The following is a 17,278-nucleotide window of genomic DNA, read 5'->3' as shown; positions in this document are numbered from 1 at the left end:
CTGCCAAAGGGCGCCCGTGTCGACTGGTCACCACGTTCGCTGGAGCCGCCGGCGACGCACCACGGGAGGCAGGTAGATCACAGTGGCGATCACTCGACGAACAGCGATCATCGGTGGCGGGGTCACCGGCCTCGGCGGACTGCTCGCCGCGTGCAGCAGCTCGTCGGACACTGCCGCGACGGAGGCGTCATCGACGAGCTCGGCTGCGACCGTTGCCAGCACCTCGAGCGCGGGGATCGCGCTCGACGCCGCCTCGTGGCAGTACGACTCCTCGCACGACGTCTACTACCAGCTGGGTCTGCAATACGTCCGCGACCCGCAGGCCGCCGACTACGAGAAGCTGGCCGTCTACGTACCGGGCAAGTACTTCACCGGGACCAAGAACAGCGACGGCAGCTACACGGTGACGACGAACAGCTCCGGGAAGGTCGGCGGTTTCACCGCGGCCACCGCGCCGATCGTGTTCCCGGTCAACACCCCCGGCTACGCAGCGCAGAAACCGCCGAGCAGCTATAGCTACCAGGATGTTTCGGCATACCTCAGCGCAGGGTTCGTGTATGTCGCCGCCGGGCTGCGCGGCCGGGACAGTGAGACCAGCAGCTACACCGGGAACGCGCCCTGGGGTGTCGTCGACCTGAAGGCGGCGGTCCGGTTCATCCGCTACGTCGGCGACAAGGTGCCGGGCGACACCGACCGCATCTTCGTCTTCGGGATGAGCGGCGGGGGAGCGCAGAGCGCCGTCATGGGTGCATCCGGCGACAGCAAGCTCTACACGCCCTACCTCAAGGCGCTCGGTGCGGCGATGTCCTCGGCCGACAACACACCGATCAGCGACGCCATCGCGGGCGTAATGGCGTGGTGCCCGATCACCAGCCTGGACTACGCGAACGCCGCCTACGAGTGGAACATGGGCCAGTTCGCCTCAACCGGCACCCGGGCGAGCGGGACCTGGACGAAGTCCTATTCACGAGATCTGGCAACGGCTTTCGCGGCCTACCAGAACAGACTCGGGCTGCGGGACTCGTCCGGCAAGAAGCTGAAGCTCGCCAGATCGAGCAATGGTGAGTACCTGTCCGGCAGCTACTACGACCACCTCGTCTCGGTGGTGCAGGACTCGCTCAACGACTTCCTCGCGCGCACCACGTTCCCCTACACACCGACCAGTCAGGGTGGTATGCCCGGAGGAGGCAGCGGAAGCGCACCCTCCGGCGGGACACCGCCATCAGGCGGCACGCCACCCAGCGGCTCCGGCGGCACGCCGCCGACCGGTGCGAGCGGCGGATCGTCGAGCAGTTCCTCGAGCACGACCTACAAGACGGTCAAGGCATACATCGTGTACCTCAACAGCGACACCACCTGGGTGAAGTACGACGCCAGCAGCAAGATGGCGACGGTGCTGAACCTGAAGGGTTTCGTGCTCAGCCAGAAACAGCCGACCAAGGATGTCGGCGCGTTCGACGGCATCACCCGGCAGGAGACCGAGAACGTCGTCATGGGGCTCGGCACCAGCGGCCTGCACTTCGCCGCCGTGTCACGCCAGGTCATCGCGGCCGGCCAGAGCGGCTACGCCAAGCTGAGCGGCTGGAAGAGCGCGTACGGCGCATCGTCATACAGCACCGATTTCGCCAAGACCGACAGCATCGGCACAGCGGTGGCCCGCCGTCTCGACATGTACAACCCGATGTTCTACGTGGCGAAGTTCTATCGCGGCTAGAAGTCGTCCAGCGTCGCCCCGCACTGGCGCATCCGCACCGGGATCATGCAGGGCGACACCGCGAACACCGTCGAGATCAACCTGGCACTCGCCCTGCAGAACCTCGGCAAGAGAGTCGATTTCGCCACCGTCTGGGGCCAGGCGCACACGATGGCCGAGACCAGTGGGAACGCGACGACCAACTTCATCAACTGGGTAACCAAGAGCGTTGCCTGAGTGAGCGTGGCGGACCTCTCGCGGTCCACCGCGGTGGCGGTGCTACAAGACCTCGAATACTTCGACCGCGAGGACGGTCGGCAGGTGGCGGGCGACTTCTGTCCAGGTCTCGCCCTCGTCCCGGGTGGCGAAGACCGAACCGGTGTTGGTGCCGAAGTAGACGCCGGCGGGGGACCGCCGGTCGCCGCTCATGCCCTGGCGGAGCACCGTGAAGAAGCAGGCTTCCTGGGGGAGCCCGGTGCGTTGGGCCTCCCAGGTCGCTCCGGCGTCGCGGGAGCGCCATACCGCTGCGGCCGCGTCAGGTGGGTAGCGGCCGATCGAGTCGCCGTTGAGCGGGACGGTCCAGATCGTGTCGCCGTCGCCCGGGTGGACCCACAGCGGGAAGCCGAATGTCGAGGGCAGTCCCTCGGTGATGTTGTGCCAGGTGTGGCCGCCGTCGGCCGAGCGCCATACCCCGTGGTGGTTCTGCTGGTAGAGCGGCGCGTTGTCGCCGGTGGCGCGCTCGAGGTGGTGCACACAGAAGCCGGTGTGCCCTTCGGACTCTGCGGCAGGGTGCGAATCATCTTCCCCCTCCGTCGGATCGGCGAGGTCGTTGCGGCGTTCCCAGGTGACTCCGCCGTCCTCGGTGGCGAAGACGCCCGCCGCGGAGATCCCGACCCACATGTGCTCCGGGTCGTCAGGGTCGACGACGATCGTGTGCAGCACCAGGCCGGCCGCGCCGGGGCCCCAGTCGGGTGCCGACGGGTGGTCGGTCAGCCCTTTGACCGTCTGCCAGGTCTTGCCGCCGTCATCACTGACGAGCAGGGTCGCTGGCTTGGTTCCGGCGTACAACGTGTCGCCGGACCGGCCCAGTGACCAGACCTGGGAGAAGCTGTCACCGAACGGCGCCGGCGTCTCGGTCCAGCCGATGGACTCGGCGAACTCCGGGTCGCTCTTCGCCCATTCGTCGACCTCGCCGGTGGTAAGTTTGCTGAGGGTCCAGGTGTCGCCGCCGTCGTCGGAGCGCCACACGCCGGCGCCGGACCAGTCGCCGCCGCCACCGGCCCAGATGGTGCCGGTGTTCGGGTCGCCGATGACGTGGTTGATAGGCGCGCCGTCGCAGAACGGGCCGCGCACGGACCAGCTGACGCGATCGGCGTCGCCGTCCAGGATGAAGGCACCCTTGGTGGTTCCCACCAGTAGGTGAATTGGAGCGTCCGACATGGGATTTCCCTTCCTCGCGGTCTGCCGGTGTGGCCGAGGCCGCAACTTCCCATTCTTGTCGTAGCTGCGTGGGGCGACAAGGGTCCTCTACGCTCGCATTCATGACCCGGACGATGTTCACCGCCCCTTACGTCGTTGCGTACCAGGACGGTGGCCACCGGCTGCTGCGTGACGGATGTGTTGTCATCGACGACGACCGCATCGTGTTCGTCGGGAAGACGTATGACGGTCACGTCGACGTCGAGAAGGCCCTGCCGAACCGGGTCATCACACCCGGTTTCATCGACACGCACTCGCATCTGCATTCGTCCCCGATCGACAAGTCCGTCCAGGAGGACTACGGCCCCCGGCAGTTCTGGCTGACCGGGCTGATCGAGATCCTGCCGGCTGAGGACGCCGGTCTGACGCGGGCCGGCATGGAGAGCTGCGTCGACTACTCCCTCATCGAGCTGGCCCGCTCGGGCACGACGACGGTCCTGCACCTGGGTGATGCCGCCGATTATGTGGCCGACCAGGTCGACCGGATCGGCATGCGTGGATACGTGGCGCCGTCGTACCGTTCGGGTCGCTGGTTCACCCCGGACGGTAAGCGGGTCGACTACGAGTGGGACCTTGCTGCCGGGCACGAGGGTCTGCAGCGGGCGATCGCGTTCATCGAGGCGCAGGAGTCTCGGGCCGGTGGGCGGGTGCAGGGTTTCCTCGGTCCGGCGCAGGTCGACACCTGTGCCGAGGAGTTGCTGCGTGAGACGCAGCAGGCAGCCCGCGAACTACAGGCGCCGGTGTCTTTGCATGCGTCTCAAGGGGTTTGGGAGTTCAACGAGATGACCCGGCGCCACGGGCGGACGCCCGTCGAGTGGCTCGCGGACATCGACTTCCTGGGACCACAGACACTGCTGGGCCACGCGATCTTCATCAGCGGGAACAGTTGGGTCAACTTCGCCGGTGACGATCTGCGGCTCCTTGCCGACTCTCGCACCTCGGTCTCCTACAACGCGTGGTGCTTCGCCCGCCGGGGCATCCTCATGGAGTCCTTCCCGGAGTATGTCGACGCGGGCGTGAACATGTGCCTCGGCACCGACACCGCGCCACAGTCCATGCTCGAGTCCCTGCGGTGGACGGCGATCTCCGGGAAGATCACCTCGCGACGGGCTGACACCTCGACCGCGCAACGGGTCTTCGACGCGGCGACCATCAATGCCGCCGCCCTGCTCGGCCGCGACGACCTGGGACGTATCAGCGCCGGCGCGAAGGCGGATCTGCTGTTCTGGCGCACTGATTCGTTCGGCATGGCACCGTTGCGCGACCCGATCCGGAACATCGTCTATTACGCGCAGCCGTCGGATCTGGCCGACGTCCTGGTCGACGGCCGGCCGGTCGTCGAGGACGGCACCGTGCTGGGCACCGACCTCGACGCAGCCGCACGCGGCGTCCAGGCTGCCGGCGAACAGGTCTGGGCGCACTGGCACGAGGGTCATTGGGCCGGGCGGACGCTCGACGATCTGATCCCGGTGACGTTCCCCGACTTCGACGAGTCCCGTTGAGAACCAGAACTATTCACCCAGGCTGCTGAGTTGCTGCACTTCCTCCTCGGTCAAGGCGATCGCTGCGGCTGCGGTGTTGGACTCCAGGTGCGCGACCTTGGACGTGCCCGGGATCGGCAGCATGACGGGGGACAGGTGCAGCAGCCAGGCGAGGGCGACCTGGGTGACGGTCGCGTCGTGCGCGGTGGCGATCTCGGCGATCGGCCCGCTGTCGCCGGTGTGGTCGGCGACCGGGCGCCACGGGATGAAGCCGATGTTGTGGGCCTCCGCGTGAGCGAGCAGGGCGTCCGACCCGCGGGTGCCGAGGCTGAACCTGTTCTGCACAGTGGCGATCGGGGCGATCTGCTGGGCGGCCTGCAACTCCTCGACACTCACCTCGGACAGACCGATGTGCTTGATCTTGCCCTCCTCCTGGAGTTTGGCGAGTTCGCCGACCTGGTCCTCCAGGGGTACTGCCGGGTCGATGCGGTGCAGTTGGAAGAGGTCGATGGCGTCGACGTCGAGCCGGCGCAGGCTGAGCTCGGCCTGCTGGCGCAGGTATGCCGGCACGCCGACCGGTGTCCAGATGTGCGGGCCCTGCCGGGTCAACCCCGCCTTGGTCGCGATGACGATGTCGTCGGCATACGGGTGCAGTGCCTCGGCCAGCAGCTCCTCGGCGACGACCGGGCCATAGGAGTCGGCGGTATCGAAGAAGGTGATGCCGAGCTCGACGGCGCGCCGCAGCACGGCGATCGCCTCGTCGTGATCGCGCGGCGGCCCCCACACTCCGTCGCCGGTCAGTTGCATCGTCCCGTAGCCGAGGCGCACGACCGGGAGGTCGCCGCCGATCGAGAAGGTGCCGGACTGGGTGGCTACGTCAGTGGTTGAGGTCATGTATGCCGCAACCACCGCACGCCGGCATGTCTTCCCGAGCGGAACCGGATGGCGAAGTTCTCGACGCTCGGTCGAAGCGTGACCGCTGCTTGGGGGAGTCAGTGGGAGGGGTGTCCGCTGGCGAGGATGGCAGTGACCAGGGTCGCGGCGGGTGCCGACTCGGCATGGGGGTTGGTCAGCAGCACCAGGTCGATCTCTCCGAGCGTGGGCAGCCCGGTCTTGGTGGGCAGTTCGACCAGTTCTTCGGGGATCAGGCTGCGGGCGAAGATCCCGATCCCCAGGCCCGCCCGCACCGCGGCGATCACGCCGTTGACGCCGCGGACGGTGCAGTCGATCCGGTACGTCATGCCCGCGCCCTCCAAGGCGGTGATGGCCGCGCTGCGGGTGAGACTCGGTGCGCGATAGACGACCAGCGGCACCGGGTGCTCCAGGTCGAGTCGCGCACCCTCCGGCCCGGCCCAGACGAGGCGGTCGCGCCGGACCAGCTGGCCGCCGCGCTCGCCCACCCCGCGTTTGACGAACACCACGTCCAGATGGCCCGACTCGATGCGCCGGTGCAGGCTCGGACTCTGGGCCACCGTCAGGTCCAGGTCGACCCGCGGATAGGCCTGCCGGAACTGTCGCAGGATCTTCGGCAACGGGGTCAGCGCCAGGTCATCGGTGACCCCGACGCGCAACCGTCCGGTCAGTCCGGAGCCGGTGAAGTAGTCGACGGCCTGCTCCTGCGCGGCCAGGATGGTCCGGGCGAACCCGGTCAGCGCGTCGCCGTCGGCGGTCAGCCGGACAGTGCGCGTGTCACGCACGAAAAGTGTTCTGCCGACGAGCTCTTCGAGTTTGCGGATGTGCTGGCTGACCGTGGGTTGCCGAATCTCGAGCAGCTCGGCGGCACGGGTGAAACTCAGTGACTGGGACACCGCGAGGAAGGTGCGCAGCAACTCCGGTGGGTACACAGCATCTCCAAATTCATTGTGATCAGCAATAAGAGATATACCACTGATTACCTTTGCGAAGGAGTCCATCGACGGAACGATGGGAGGCACCCACCCGCCCACGACGTCGAGAGCCCCGTCTTGATCACCGCGCTGGAAGCCAGTAGCCCGCCGATCTCCACCACCCACCCGACCACCTTCGGATCCCTCCGCATCCGCAACTACCGACTGTTCGCCTTCGGCCAGGCGCTGTCCAACACGGGCAGTTGGGTGCAGCGCATCGCCCAGGACTGGTTGGTCCTCACGCTCGCCGGCGGCGCCACAGCCGTCGGCATCACCACCGCGCTGCAGGCCCTGCCCACTCTGCTGTTCGGACTGGTCGGTGGTCTCATCGCGGACCGCTGCCCGAAACGGCTCGTGCTGCTGACGACTCAGACCGCGATGGCGGTGCTCGCCACCGTGCTGGCTGGGCTCTTGCTCACCCGGACCGTGCAGGTCTGGCAGGTGTATGTCGTGGCGTTCGCACTCGGATCGGTCATCGCCATCGACAACCCGACACGCCAGGCGTTCGTCAACGAGTTGGTCGGCCCTGACCAGTTGCGCAACGCGATCGGCCTCAACTCCTCGATCTTCCAGCTCGGGGCGCTGCTCGGCCCGGCGCTGAGCGCCGTGCTCATCAACACGCTCGGTATCGGCTGGGCGTTCACGATCAACGCGCTGTCCTACCTCGGACCGATCCTCATGCTGCTGCGAGTCCGCGACCGCGAGTTGCACCGCACAGTCGTCGTTGCCGCAGGTCGCGGGCAGCTGCGTGACGCGCTGCGGTACGCGCGGGTGCGCCCGGACGTGCTGTGGCCGATCGTTCTGGTCGGCGTGTTCGGGTTGTTCACGCTGAATCTTCCGGTCACGCTCGCGGCATACGCCAAGAACGTGTTCCACACGGGTGCAGGCGGTTACGGGATCCTCAACTGCGCGCTGGCCGTCGGCTCGCTGACCGGGGCGTTGGTGGCCGCTCGCCGCGAACACACCCGGTTGCGTGACATCGCCGCCATCGGTGCCGGTCTTGCCGGTGCCTATCTGCTGGCGAGCCTTGTGACGGATGAGGCCGCCTATCTCGTGCTGTTGCTCCTCGTGGGTGCCCTCACCCTGCTGCTGACTACGGCGGCCAATGCGATGGTGCAACTGGCCTCGGACGACGACATCCGGGGCAGGGTCATGGCGCTGTACCTGATGGTGTTCACCGGCAGCGGCGCGGTCGGCGGTCCACTCCTCGGTTATCTCGACGAGCACGCCGGCCCGCAGGCGGGCATGCTCGTCGCCGGTGCGGTGCCTGCGCTGGCAACCGCGTGCGTCACCGGGTGGCTCGCACACAGCGGCCAGTTGCGTCTGACAATCCGTCTCGCGCGACATCAGCGCCCGGCGCTGGGCGTGATCCACCGGTGACGCAGCTGTCGCGGCATCGGTCTACTTGGCTCGTGGGGCGAGCACGGGGCTGACGGACAGCCCGACCCGGTCGGCGAGCCGAGCGAGATAGGCCTGTGCGCCCAGCCCGCTGGCGGAGTCCTGCGCACCGCTGCGGTGCAGGCAGATGCCGCCTGCGCGGTCGAGACGCAGCATGGTGGAGGACCGGCGCGGACCACTCGTCGGAGTCGATTCCCCGGCGTCGACGACGACCTGGTGGGGGCCGAAGTGCGCCCTGGCCTCGGCAGCGCTGGCCGCCGGCGGCTGCCCGGTGAGGTTGGCGCTACTGCCGTACAGGCGCGGGAACGCTTCCCACAGTGTGGCGGTCGGCTCCCAGTACCCGTTGAAGACTGCCAGGTTGCCGTCGCGCACGGCCGGGGTGAACCAGTCCGGATGCGCCATCCGGTCGCGCAGCGGCAGCAGGAGACTCAGCCGCAGCTCCAGCAGCGCCCGCACCGATCGCAGAACCGTTGCGGGCAGGTCGATCTCGGGTGCCAGCCGTTCCCACTCCGACCGGTCGTGCATCGACGCCGCGACGTTCTGGTCCAGGGCCCGCCCCTTGCACGCGTTGACCGCGCGAGCGCGGGTCGCCACCACGCCATACGCGAGCGGCGCAGGGTTGGGCACCACGACCGCATCACCTGCGGCGAGAGCTCGGTACGCGTGCGACAGGCTCGGCGTCTCGTGCGACTGGTTCCCCATGCCAACGACGGTAGGAAGCATGGGGCCCACAAGGGAAAGACCCGTTCGCCATGGATCGAGAGGCGGTGGCTATGACCTCGCGCGTCGTCACCTCCCCGTGAAGGAAGTCGATCGTGTCTGCCGGACGGCGGCCGTCCGGGTTGTATATCGTCGGTTTCGGACGCGACTCGGCACATCAGCGGCCTGCCGACAGGATGTCAACATGAACGAGCAGCACGGGCAGACAGGCGCCGAGCCTGCCCGTGCGTTGGGGCTGGTGGCTCCGAAACTTCCTGACGACATGCCCGAGTTCGAATCCTTGGAGCACCTCCTGCCGGAGGTGACGACGCTCCGGGAGGTTCTGGAACGCTACGGCTTCGAGGTCGACTTCCAGACGGTGAGCGGCGTAGCGGCCAAGGACGCCGTGTCAGATGTCCTCGACGGCGCCGGAAGGCTGCGCGTCGTCTACGTCTTCGGGCACGCCGTTGTCACGACACGGACCAAGGAGCTGCTCTTCTACGGCATCGACGGTGCAGGCGTGCCGGTCGCGGAGTGGATGAACGCAGTCGAACGGGCCGTGGAGACCAACGCCGGTGACGGGTCGGCACTGACGCTCTTCGTCCTTGACATCTGCCACGCGGGCAAGGTCTCGGAACTTCCGTGGATGACGTCGGGCGCCGACGAGCACACCCGCGCCTGGTTCATCGCGGCAAGCGACTCGGAGGAGAGCGCGTTCGACGCCCGGCTGACGAAGGCGCTCGCACAAGCGCTTCGAGCGGCCGAGGTCGGCGACCTGGGGATCGACCCGACCGTCGAGTTCGTCCCGTGGGTGACCTTGCGAGACGAGATCCTGCGGATCGTCGAGGAAGCCGGCGCGTCCGGCATACGCCAGCGAGTCCGGTCCACCCTGCTCGACCGCACGATCAACCCGCCGTTCTTCCGGAACCCGCGATACCGGCCCGCACCGGACAGCGCTCGACAAGTCGTCGGCGGGTTGGACGAACTGCTGGCCGAGATTGTCGATTCCGTTGACTTCGGTGTGGATCCGGCACATTTCGTCGAGCGTGCAAGCCCGATGATGATCGATCGTCGGGTATCGTACTTCGCGGGCCGATCGCGGCAACTCCGATGGCTGGCGGAACGCATCGAGCGCCCCGATTCCCCGGGGATGCATGTGGTGACCGGCAGCCCCGGGTCGGGAAAGTCCGCCCTGCTCGGGATGGCCGTCTGCGCGATCCATCCGGTGATCCGGGAGCACACGCAATACATCGCGGCAGCCACCGCCGAGCGATTCACAGTCGCCGGTCGATTTGCCGCCGTCCACGCCCGAGGGCGCTCGGTCAGCGAGATCGCCGAGTCCATCGCGCGACAGCTGGACCTCGGTGGGCAGGTGTCGTCGGGTGAGACGCTGATCGATGCATTGACAGGTGGTTCGACGCCGGTGATCGTCGTGGACGCCGTCGACGAGGCCAGTGATCCCGAGACGCTCGTCGCTGACCTACTGGAACCACTCGCTCGTGGATCGGCCGGCTCGGACCACGCACGCGCGAAACTGATCGTCGGCACCAGATCGGGGCCGCAGTGGGAGATGGCCACCTCACTCCTGACGACCGCAGCCGGCAACGTGCTCGATCTCGACGACGATCCCGCACGGTCCCTGGAGGACGTGCGGGAATTCGTCCGGCGCGTTCTCGTCGACACGCCGGCGTACGAGGCAGTCGCCTCCCAGGTGGCGGACGCGGTGCATGACCGATTGGCGTCGAGCGACGACGCCTTGGCCCATGGCGCCTTCCTCGTCGCCCGGCTGTACTTGACCCACCTGCGCGCGAATCCCGTTCTGGCCGAATCATTTCGATCCGACCCGCGGTCTCTGGAGATCCCCACCAGCCTCGCTGAGGTCATCGAACTCGATCTGGCCGGGCAGGAGGACCCGGGCCGTGCGCGCGCCATACTCTCGGCCCTCAGCTGGGCCAAGGGCGACGGGATGCCCCTTCAGCAGGTCGATGCGATCGCCCGACGTTTCCTGGGCGTCGAGTGGGCGGCCAGCCCGTCGGCGACCAGTGATCTGCTGGACTCCGACGTGCTCCGGTTCTACCAGCGGCGATCGGTGGACACCGACGGCCGCACCCTCTATCGGCTGTTCCACCAAGGGTTGGCCGACTACCTGCGCACTCGGCCACAGCCCGCGGAACAGGTTGATGAACGCACACTTTCGGGCGAGGTGTTCGACGCGATCGTGCGCTCGATCGCCGGATCGTCGAACCGGCCGAACTGGCGCACGGCACCCGCCTACCTGTCCCGCCATGCCCTCGGCCACGCGATCGATGCTGCACGCGAGCGCACCGTACTTGGAAACGTCGATTACCTCGTCTCGGCGTCACTGCCCCATGTGCTCGACGATCTCGGCGTCGCACCCGCACCCGTTCGGGTGTGTGAGGGCGCGGAGCTTCTCCGGCTCGCAGGCATGGTCGGGCCGGTGGAAGGCGACGAGCGACGGGTCCTGCTCACGCTGCTTGCTCGGCAGAACGGATTCGCCACCATCGCAGACGAATTGCAACGTGACGCCGAAGCGGGCGAGTGGAGCCCGAGTTGGGCTTCGGGAAGCGCGAGCCGCGGACCGCGGCAGATCCTCGACGGGCACAGTGGTCCGGTGCTGGCGCTGGCAGCCGCTGCCGTTCCGGATTCGGACACCTGGAGAGCCGTCGCCGTCACCGGAAGCGCCGATCGGACAGCCGCCGTATGGGACCTCACGTCCGGCGAGCTGTTGCACGTGCTCACCGGCCACGACGGACCGGTCCTCGCCGTGGCCATCGCGGTGCTGCCCGACGGGACAGCGGTGGTGGCAACTGCCAGCGCCGACGGGAAAGCCACCGTGTGGGATGCGAGCACCGGGCAACCGTTGCGCGACCTGATCGGACACCGGGAGGCCGTGCGTCAGGTCCACATCGTCGAGCGGCCAGGTGCGACGCCGCTCGTGATCACCGGCGGTGCCGATCGGTCCGTGATGGTGTGGGACCTGTCGACCGGGGAACGACTGCACCGGCTGTACGGCCACGGCAGAGGGAGTATGGCGACCACGACGCTTCCGGACGGAACGCCTGTTGTGGTGACGGTCGGGACCGGTTCGGTCGCGATGGTCTGGAACGTGGAAACCGGCGAATTGCGGCACCGGCTGTACGGCCACGGAAAAGGTGCCGTCGGCGGTGGTGTGGCAACTGCGTGGTTGCCGGACGGCACCCCGGTCGCGGTCGCAGCGGGCAGTGGGCGAAGCGTGATCGTGTGGGACCTGGTGACCGGTGGGAAGTTGCACCAGCTGCAGGGGCACAGCCGTCACGTGTCGGCGATCGCCACGACATACCTGCCCGATCGGACGGCGATCGCTGTCACGGCCGGCGGAGACGGCCGGGTGCTGGTGTGGAACCTGTTGACCGGGCGGCAGCTTCACACCCTCACCGGCCACATGAGCGGTGTCCTCGCGGTGGCCGCGACAGCGTTGCCGGACCGGACTCCGATCGCGGTGACCACCAGTCGGGATCACGCAGTCATCGCCTGGGACCTGCGCACCGGGAGAAGGCTGCTCAGCATGTCCGACCGGAGCCGCTCCGTGCTCGGCGTCGCGGCGAGCACACTTCCCGATCACACCCCGGTCGCCGTGACCGGGGGTGACGAGCGGGCCGCGACGGTGTGGGAGCTGCTCAGCGGCACCGAACGCCGCACCATCGACGGCCATGTCGGGTCGGTCCGCGCATTGGCCATCGCTCGCGATGACAACCGATCGCTGATTGTCACGGGAAGTACCGATCGGACCGCGATTGTGTGGGATGTCGCGACGGGGGAGCGGCTGCACACCTTGCAAGGCCACAGCGGGTCCGTGCGAACGGTGGCGACCTCGACACTGCCGGATCGGACCCCGGTGGTGGTCACTCCCGCCTCGGGCAGAAGCGCGGCTGTGTGGGATCTGCGGACCGGTGAGCGACTGAGCACGTTGACCGGAGAGAAGAATTCGATGCGGGTCGCTGTGACGACGGCGCTGCCGGATGGGCGCTCGATCGTGCTGACGGCGGGGGCGAGCGACACGGCAGCGGTGTGGGATCTGTCGACGGGGCAGCGACTGCACCGTCTGGGTGGTCATGGCGGCGACGCCGTTCCCGTTGTTCGGATCGCCCACCTGCACGACGGCACGCCCGTCGCGATCACCGTCGGTGCCGACGGAGTTGCACGGGTCTGGGACTTGGTGACCGGACGCCGCATGCACTCTTGGGCGGGTCGGGGAGGTGGCGCCATCCGACTGGTGGGAACGACGGCCCTCCCGGACCAGCGGCTGGTAGCGGTGAGGGCGGGTATCGACCCGGACACCTGGGTGTGGGACGTCGCCAGCGGCAGCCGTCTTCACCGGCTGCAGGGCATTCCGCGCCCGGTGCGTGCCGTGGCGACCACCAAGCTGCCGGACCAAACGGCTGTTGTCCTCAGCGCCACAACCGATCAGACTCTAACGGTCTCGGATGCGGCGAGCGGCGAGCTCATACGGACTCTCACCGGTCGGGAAGGAAGAGAATTGCGTGCTTTGACCACTGCAGTGCTGCCGGACGGAAGTCCGATCGCGATCGTTGCTGACACGAACGGCGGGATCTCGGTGAGAGACGTGTCGACAGGTGCGGAGCGGCAACGACTCGCGCTCCCACAGGGACCGAGCGTCATGGTCACATCCGACCGTTTGCTGGCGACAGCATTCGGCAACGACATCTGCTGCTGGGAGTTGCTGTGGTGACTGACATCCTCGGGGTGCACGGCGTCGGGAACTACCGCCCGGCTGGAGCGGAGGCGGAGTTGGCCGCCGCCTGGCACAGTGAGCTCGCGAACGGATTCGTCGGCCACAAGCCGGAGTTCAGCGTCGCCGTCGCCTACTACGCCGACTGCCTGCACCTGGGCACCAGGCAGGGGCCGCAACCCGTTGAGCAGCTCACGGGCGAGGAGCAGGCCGCAGTCATGGCGTGGCTGACGAGCCTCGGGCTGCCCGACGACGTGAGCCAGGGCCGTGCTGCTCGACCCGTCCGGCAGGGGCTGGAATGGTTCGCGCGACGGTTCGGGCTGGATGGTCGACTTGCCGAACTCCTGGTGAACCGGTTCTTCCGCGAGGTGACGACATACATGTCACCGGAGCACACGGAGCGACGCGTCCGAGCCCGAGCCGCCGTGGCAACTGCACTCGACACGCACCGCCCCCGGATCCTGATCGCTCACTCGCTGGGCACCGTTGTCTCGTACGAGGCGCTCTGGAGCCGCCCGGACATCGAGATCGACCTCTGGATCACACTCGGGTCGCCGCTGGCGATGCCGGACGTCATCTTCGACCGGCTGGACCCGGCTCCCGAGCTGCGGCTCGCGAACCGACCACCCGGAGTGAAGCGCTGGATCAACGTCGCGGACCCGGGCGACGTGGTCGCCATACTTCGACCAATTGCGAATCGTTTCAACGGTGTCGACGCGGACATCGAGGTTGCGGTCAACTGGCTGGACGTACACCGGGCCAAGTACTACCTCGCGTCACCGGCGGTCGCGGGCCTGATCAGTCCGTTCCTGGGTCAAACCGACCAGTGAGGCTTGAGGAGACGGAGATCGCGGCTGCACACGCCGGCACGGCGCTGTCAGCCCGGGAACATCGAGTCCCGGCCAGCGGTTGACCATGTCGTGAGGACTCCCAATGGACGTGTCACCGCCCCCAACGGCGTCATCTCCATCGAGCCGATCCGTCGTACTGTCCGTGCGACGCTCGGCGGCGAGACCGTCGTGGACACCCCGGATGGCATCCGGCTGCTGGAGAAGGATCACGAACCGGTCTACTACTTCCCGTTGGCGGATATTCCCGCACAGTTCCTGCGGTCGAGCCAGACGCACTCCGTGTGTCCGCGCAAGGGGCAAGCCGACTACTTCGATCTCGTCGTGGGCGACGATGTTCTTCCGGATGCGGTGTGGACTTACCCGGAACACTATGACGACGCGCTGGATCTAGCGGGCTACGTGTCGATCTATTGGGATCGCATGGATGCGTGGTACGAGGACGGTCGGCAGATCTCCGCACCTTCGAACGCGTGATTTGAGGACGACAGGGCCGGCCGCCTTCGGTACGGGCGCATGATGTCCATACTTGCGCCGACACGTCGCCGACCAGGGCGAGGACCTATTGGTGGCTGCTGCCGCTCCAAACGGCTGCACCTCGGGCGTGGCCGCCACCAAGTAGTTGGTCACTCGTAGCGAGTCCACATGCCGAGCACGTGGATGACCCGTTCCTCGGGGTGAACCTCATACACGAGGCGGTGCTGGATGTTGATCCGCCGTGAGTAGCAGTCCGAGAGGTCGCCGACGACCTTCTCGTACCGAGGGGGTGTTGCGAACGGGTCCTCGGCGATGATCTTCAGCAGAGCAGCCGCGGCTTCAGTCCGGAGCTGGCGATCTTCTTTGCCTCCTTCTGGGCCTGGCGTGCGTAGACCACCCGCCAGTCGAGCTTGTCAGATCCGGCCCCGATGCCCTCATCCCGCGCTGCGCGGACGGAGTCCGTGAAGCCTGGGACCGACTCCAGGTGCAGGGTCTCCTGGATTGCGCGCCAATCGTCCTCACCGACCAAGACCGCGTTGCCCCGTTGCCCGGTGATCGTCAACGGCTCGGACTCGTCGTTGACTTGGTCGATCAGCCGGTACAGATTGGCTCGCGCCGATGTTGCGCTGAGTGCGGTCATCACTGTCTCCCAATGCGTACGGTTTGACGTACGCATCATCTCAGATGGTTCGGATGCGGCCAATGCCGTCGCATCGTCCGGCACGACATTGCTCGCTTAGGGAATCACTGATCTAAGGGCAATGTGGAAGGCAGCGACCGTCCGGGGCGTGCTGGGGTCGGTGAATCGGCCTGGTGTCCCTTGGTTTTGGCAGATTCCCCGGTGTCGTCGGGGGTCTTGACCCGGTTTTGGGCAGGCTACCGCCCGGCCGCCTCGGTTATGGCGACTGCTCGGGCACGCATCAGCAGGTTCGCGGAGGTGAACAACACCTGCATCAGGTTGTGATTCTTGGCCAGCCCGCGGTACCGGGTCTTGGTGAACTTGAAGTCACGTTTGACGATCAGGAACGGGTGCTCCACCTTCGCCCGCACCGACGCCTTGCGCGACTCCAGGTGCTGCTCGTGGGGGTGCATCTGCTTCAACGTGCCCTTACGTGCCGCGACCCGCCACTGGATCTGCGACAACTGCTCGTCGCCGGTGATCTCCGGACGCTTGGCCACGCCCTGGTACCCGGAATCGGCATACCCGACCTCGTCATCGGGGCGCATCAGGTTGGCGGCCTGCAGAATGTCGGCCTCGTTCGCCGCGGTCACAGTGACGGTGTGCACGTACCCGGTGCCCGCATCGACCCCGGTGTGCGCCTTCATACCGAAGTACCACTGGTTGCCCTTCTGCGTTTGGTGCATCTCCGGATCCCGGGCACCCGCAGCATTTTTCGTCGAACTGGGGGCGGCGATGATCGTCGCGTCCACCACCGTCCCGCCACGCATGATCCACCCCTGGTCGGCGAAGAACCGGGTTTGCGCGTCCAGGAACGCCTTACCCAGGTCGTGCTCCTCGATCAGATGCCGGAAATGCAACAAGGTGGTCGCATCCGGCACCTGGACGGTGGTGAAGTCCAGGCCCAGGAACGTGCGGAACGCGTACGAGTCGTAGATCGCGTCCTCGGTGCCCTCATCCGACAGGGAGAACCACACCTGCAGCAGGTACATCCGCAACATGGTCTCCACCGGCACCGGTTGCCGGCCGCGGCGGCCGGTCGTGGGGTAGAACGGCACGATCAACCCCGTCCACTCATCCCACGGGATCACCTCGTTCATCATCTCCAGGAACTGATCCCGGCGAGTCCGCCGGCGACGATTCCCATACTCCACATCAGCAAAACTCGGCTGCGACGCATCAGAACCAGGCACACCCCGATCCTCCCAGGTAGAGCGCGCCAACTGGTCAATAGATCAGCGATTCCTTAGCGCGGAAGCGGACCTACCGCCGACGCGTGGAATCTGTGCAGCCGGAACGCGGCGATATGGCGTATGGCGTCGCGCCCACACGGGTTCAGTGAGGGCGCCTGGCGCGGACTCATCGTTGTTGTAACGTGTCTCGTTACGCGACGCGCTCGTTGAGTGATCGTGAGCTTCCGACACGAGAACGGGAGCTTGGCGGATCACCTTCCGGTTCATCGACTCGGATGTCGAACTGGTCGATTATCAGGACTATCACTGAGCACAATGGGAGGGGCCCCATGATGAAGAACCCCGTCCATCCCGGCGAGATCCTGCGCGAGGACGTGCTCGTCGACATCGGCCTGAGCGTCAGTGAGGCCGCTTCAGGACTGGGTATCTCACGGGTCACGCTGAGCCGCGTGCTGCACGGTCACGCCCGGATCAGTTCCAACCTCGCGGTCCGCCTCGAAGAGGCTGGCGTTGGCACCGCCCGGGCATGGCTGGCCATGCAGGCGGCCTACGACCTGGCCACCGAGCGGCGGCCGGCAGTGCTCCGCGGCTCTGGCCGAGACGTTTGGCTGTGATCTGCCCACCGCCGATCCACGACTCGCCGTACCTACAGGATCACGATGCACGATTCGACTGCTGGTGCTGCTTCGCTCGCT

The 17,278-nt window shown here is 67.0% G+C and carries 15 protein-coding genes; 8 read left to right on the top strand and 7 right to left on the bottom strand.

Annotation, left to right across the window (positions count from 1 at the left end; genetic code table 11):
- The first annotated feature begins 82 nt into the window (after positions 1-82).
- Positions 83-1,714 carry a subtype A tannase gene (locus tag FHU39_RS09485; RefSeq protein ID WP_221185206.1) on the top strand — a complete coding sequence of 544 codons (1,632 nt, stop codon included), beginning with the start codon at positions 83-85 and terminating at the stop codon, positions 1,712-1,714.
- Between the two features lie 45 nt (positions 1,715-1,759).
- Positions 1,760-1,930 carry a hypothetical protein gene (locus FHU39_RS23795; protein WP_221185205.1) on the top strand — a complete coding sequence of 57 codons (171 nt, stop codon included), beginning with the start codon at positions 1,760-1,762 and terminating at the stop codon, positions 1,928-1,930.
- Between the two features lie 42 nt (positions 1,931-1,972).
- Here the strand turns inward: FHU39_RS23795 and FHU39_RS09480 are convergent, their stop codons facing one another.
- A complete protein-coding gene (locus FHU39_RS09480; RefSeq protein ID WP_183320116.1) occupies positions 1,973-3,133 on the bottom strand; it encodes a WD40/YVTN/BNR-like repeat-containing protein in 1,161 nt (386 codons plus the stop codon).
- Between the two features lie 101 nt (positions 3,134-3,234).
- On the opposite strand from FHU39_RS09480, the gene FHU39_RS09475 reads away from it, so the two are divergent.
- On the top strand, positions 3,235-4,674 hold the full coding sequence (locus tag FHU39_RS09475) for an amidohydrolase family protein (RefSeq protein ID WP_183320115.1): 1,440 nt from the start codon (positions 3,235-3,237) through the stop codon (positions 4,672-4,674).
- A gap of 9 nt (positions 4,675-4,683) precedes the next feature.
- On the opposite strand, the gene FHU39_RS09470 is transcribed toward FHU39_RS09475, so the two are convergent.
- Complete coding sequence (locus FHU39_RS09470; RefSeq protein ID WP_183320114.1) at positions 4,684-5,547, bottom strand: aldo/keto reductase; 864 nt, start codon at positions 5,545-5,547, stop codon at positions 4,684-4,686.
- Between the two features lie 98 nt (positions 5,548-5,645).
- Positions 5,646-6,497 (bottom strand): LysR substrate-binding domain-containing protein, encoded by an 852-nt coding sequence (locus FHU39_RS09465; RefSeq protein WP_183320113.1) that lies wholly within the window; start codon positions 6,495-6,497, stop codon positions 5,646-5,648.
- Positions 6,498-6,617: 120 nt separating this feature from the next.
- Here FHU39_RS09465 and FHU39_RS09460 point away from each other — a divergent pair, with 120 nt between their 5' ends.
- Positions 6,618-7,919 (top strand): MFS transporter, encoded by a 1,302-nt coding sequence (locus FHU39_RS09460; RefSeq protein WP_183320112.1) that lies wholly within the window; start codon positions 6,618-6,620, stop codon positions 7,917-7,919.
- 21 nt (positions 7,920-7,940) lie between these two features.
- On the opposite strand, the gene FHU39_RS09455 is transcribed toward FHU39_RS09460, so the two are convergent.
- Positions 7,941-8,639: a Sua5/YciO/YrdC/YwlC family protein gene (locus FHU39_RS09455; RefSeq protein WP_183320111.1), complete on the bottom strand. Its 699-nt coding sequence runs from the start codon at positions 8,637-8,639 to the stop codon at positions 7,941-7,943.
- 202 nt (positions 8,640-8,841) lie between these two features.
- Between FHU39_RS09455 and FHU39_RS09450 the strand changes: the two genes are divergently transcribed.
- The 3 genes from FHU39_RS09450 to FHU39_RS09440 all read left to right on the top strand — a co-directional run bounded on the left by FHU39_RS09450 (position 8,842) and on the right by FHU39_RS09440 (position 14,711).
- Positions 8,842-13,386, top strand: coding sequence for a WD40 repeat domain-containing protein (locus tag FHU39_RS09450; RefSeq protein ID WP_183320110.1), 4,545 nt, complete (start codon positions 8,842-8,844; stop codon positions 13,384-13,386).
- On the top strand, positions 13,383-14,216 hold the full coding sequence (locus FHU39_RS09445; RefSeq protein WP_183320109.1) for a hypothetical protein: 834 nt from the start codon (positions 13,383-13,385) through the stop codon (positions 14,214-14,216). The genes FHU39_RS09450 and FHU39_RS09445 overlap by 4 nt, the downstream gene beginning before the upstream one ends.
- Before the next feature lie 90 nt (positions 14,217-14,306).
- A complete protein-coding gene (locus FHU39_RS09440) occupies positions 14,307-14,711 on the top strand; it encodes a DUF427 domain-containing protein (RefSeq protein ID WP_183320108.1) in 405 nt (134 codons plus the stop codon).
- Positions 14,712-14,860: 149 nt separating this feature from the next.
- Here the strand turns inward: FHU39_RS09440 and FHU39_RS23790 are convergent, their stop codons facing one another.
- From FHU39_RS23790 to FHU39_RS09430, 3 genes are all read right to left on the bottom strand, one after another.
- Entirely contained in the window at positions 14,861-15,025 is a 165-nt protein-coding gene (locus FHU39_RS23790) for a Txe/YoeB family addiction module toxin (protein WP_343065872.1), read from the bottom strand.
- A gap of 5 nt (positions 15,026-15,030) precedes the next feature.
- A complete protein-coding gene (locus FHU39_RS25220) occupies positions 15,031-15,351 on the bottom strand; it encodes a type II toxin-antitoxin system Phd/YefM family antitoxin (protein ID WP_221185203.1) in 321 nt (106 codons plus the stop codon).
- Between the two features lie 236 nt (positions 15,352-15,587).
- Positions 15,588-16,583, bottom strand: a complete 996-nt coding sequence (locus tag FHU39_RS09430; protein ID WP_183320107.1) for an IS5 family transposase — start codon at positions 16,581-16,583, stop codon at positions 15,588-15,590.
- Positions 16,584-16,912: 329 nt separating this feature from the next.
- Between FHU39_RS09430 and FHU39_RS09425 the strand changes: the two genes are divergently transcribed.
- Positions 16,913-17,197 (top strand): HigA family addiction module antitoxin, encoded by a 285-nt coding sequence (locus FHU39_RS09425; protein ID WP_183320106.1) that lies wholly within the window; start codon positions 16,913-16,915, stop codon positions 17,195-17,197.
- Positions 17,198-17,278: the final 81 nt, after the last annotated feature.

It is taken from the genome of Flexivirga oryzae, from assembly GCF_014190805.1.
GTDB classification, from domain to species: domain Bacteria; phylum Actinomycetota; class Actinomycetes; order Actinomycetales; family Dermatophilaceae; genus Flexivirga; species Flexivirga oryzae.
This window is presented reverse-complemented; position numbering and strand designations above follow the sequence as displayed.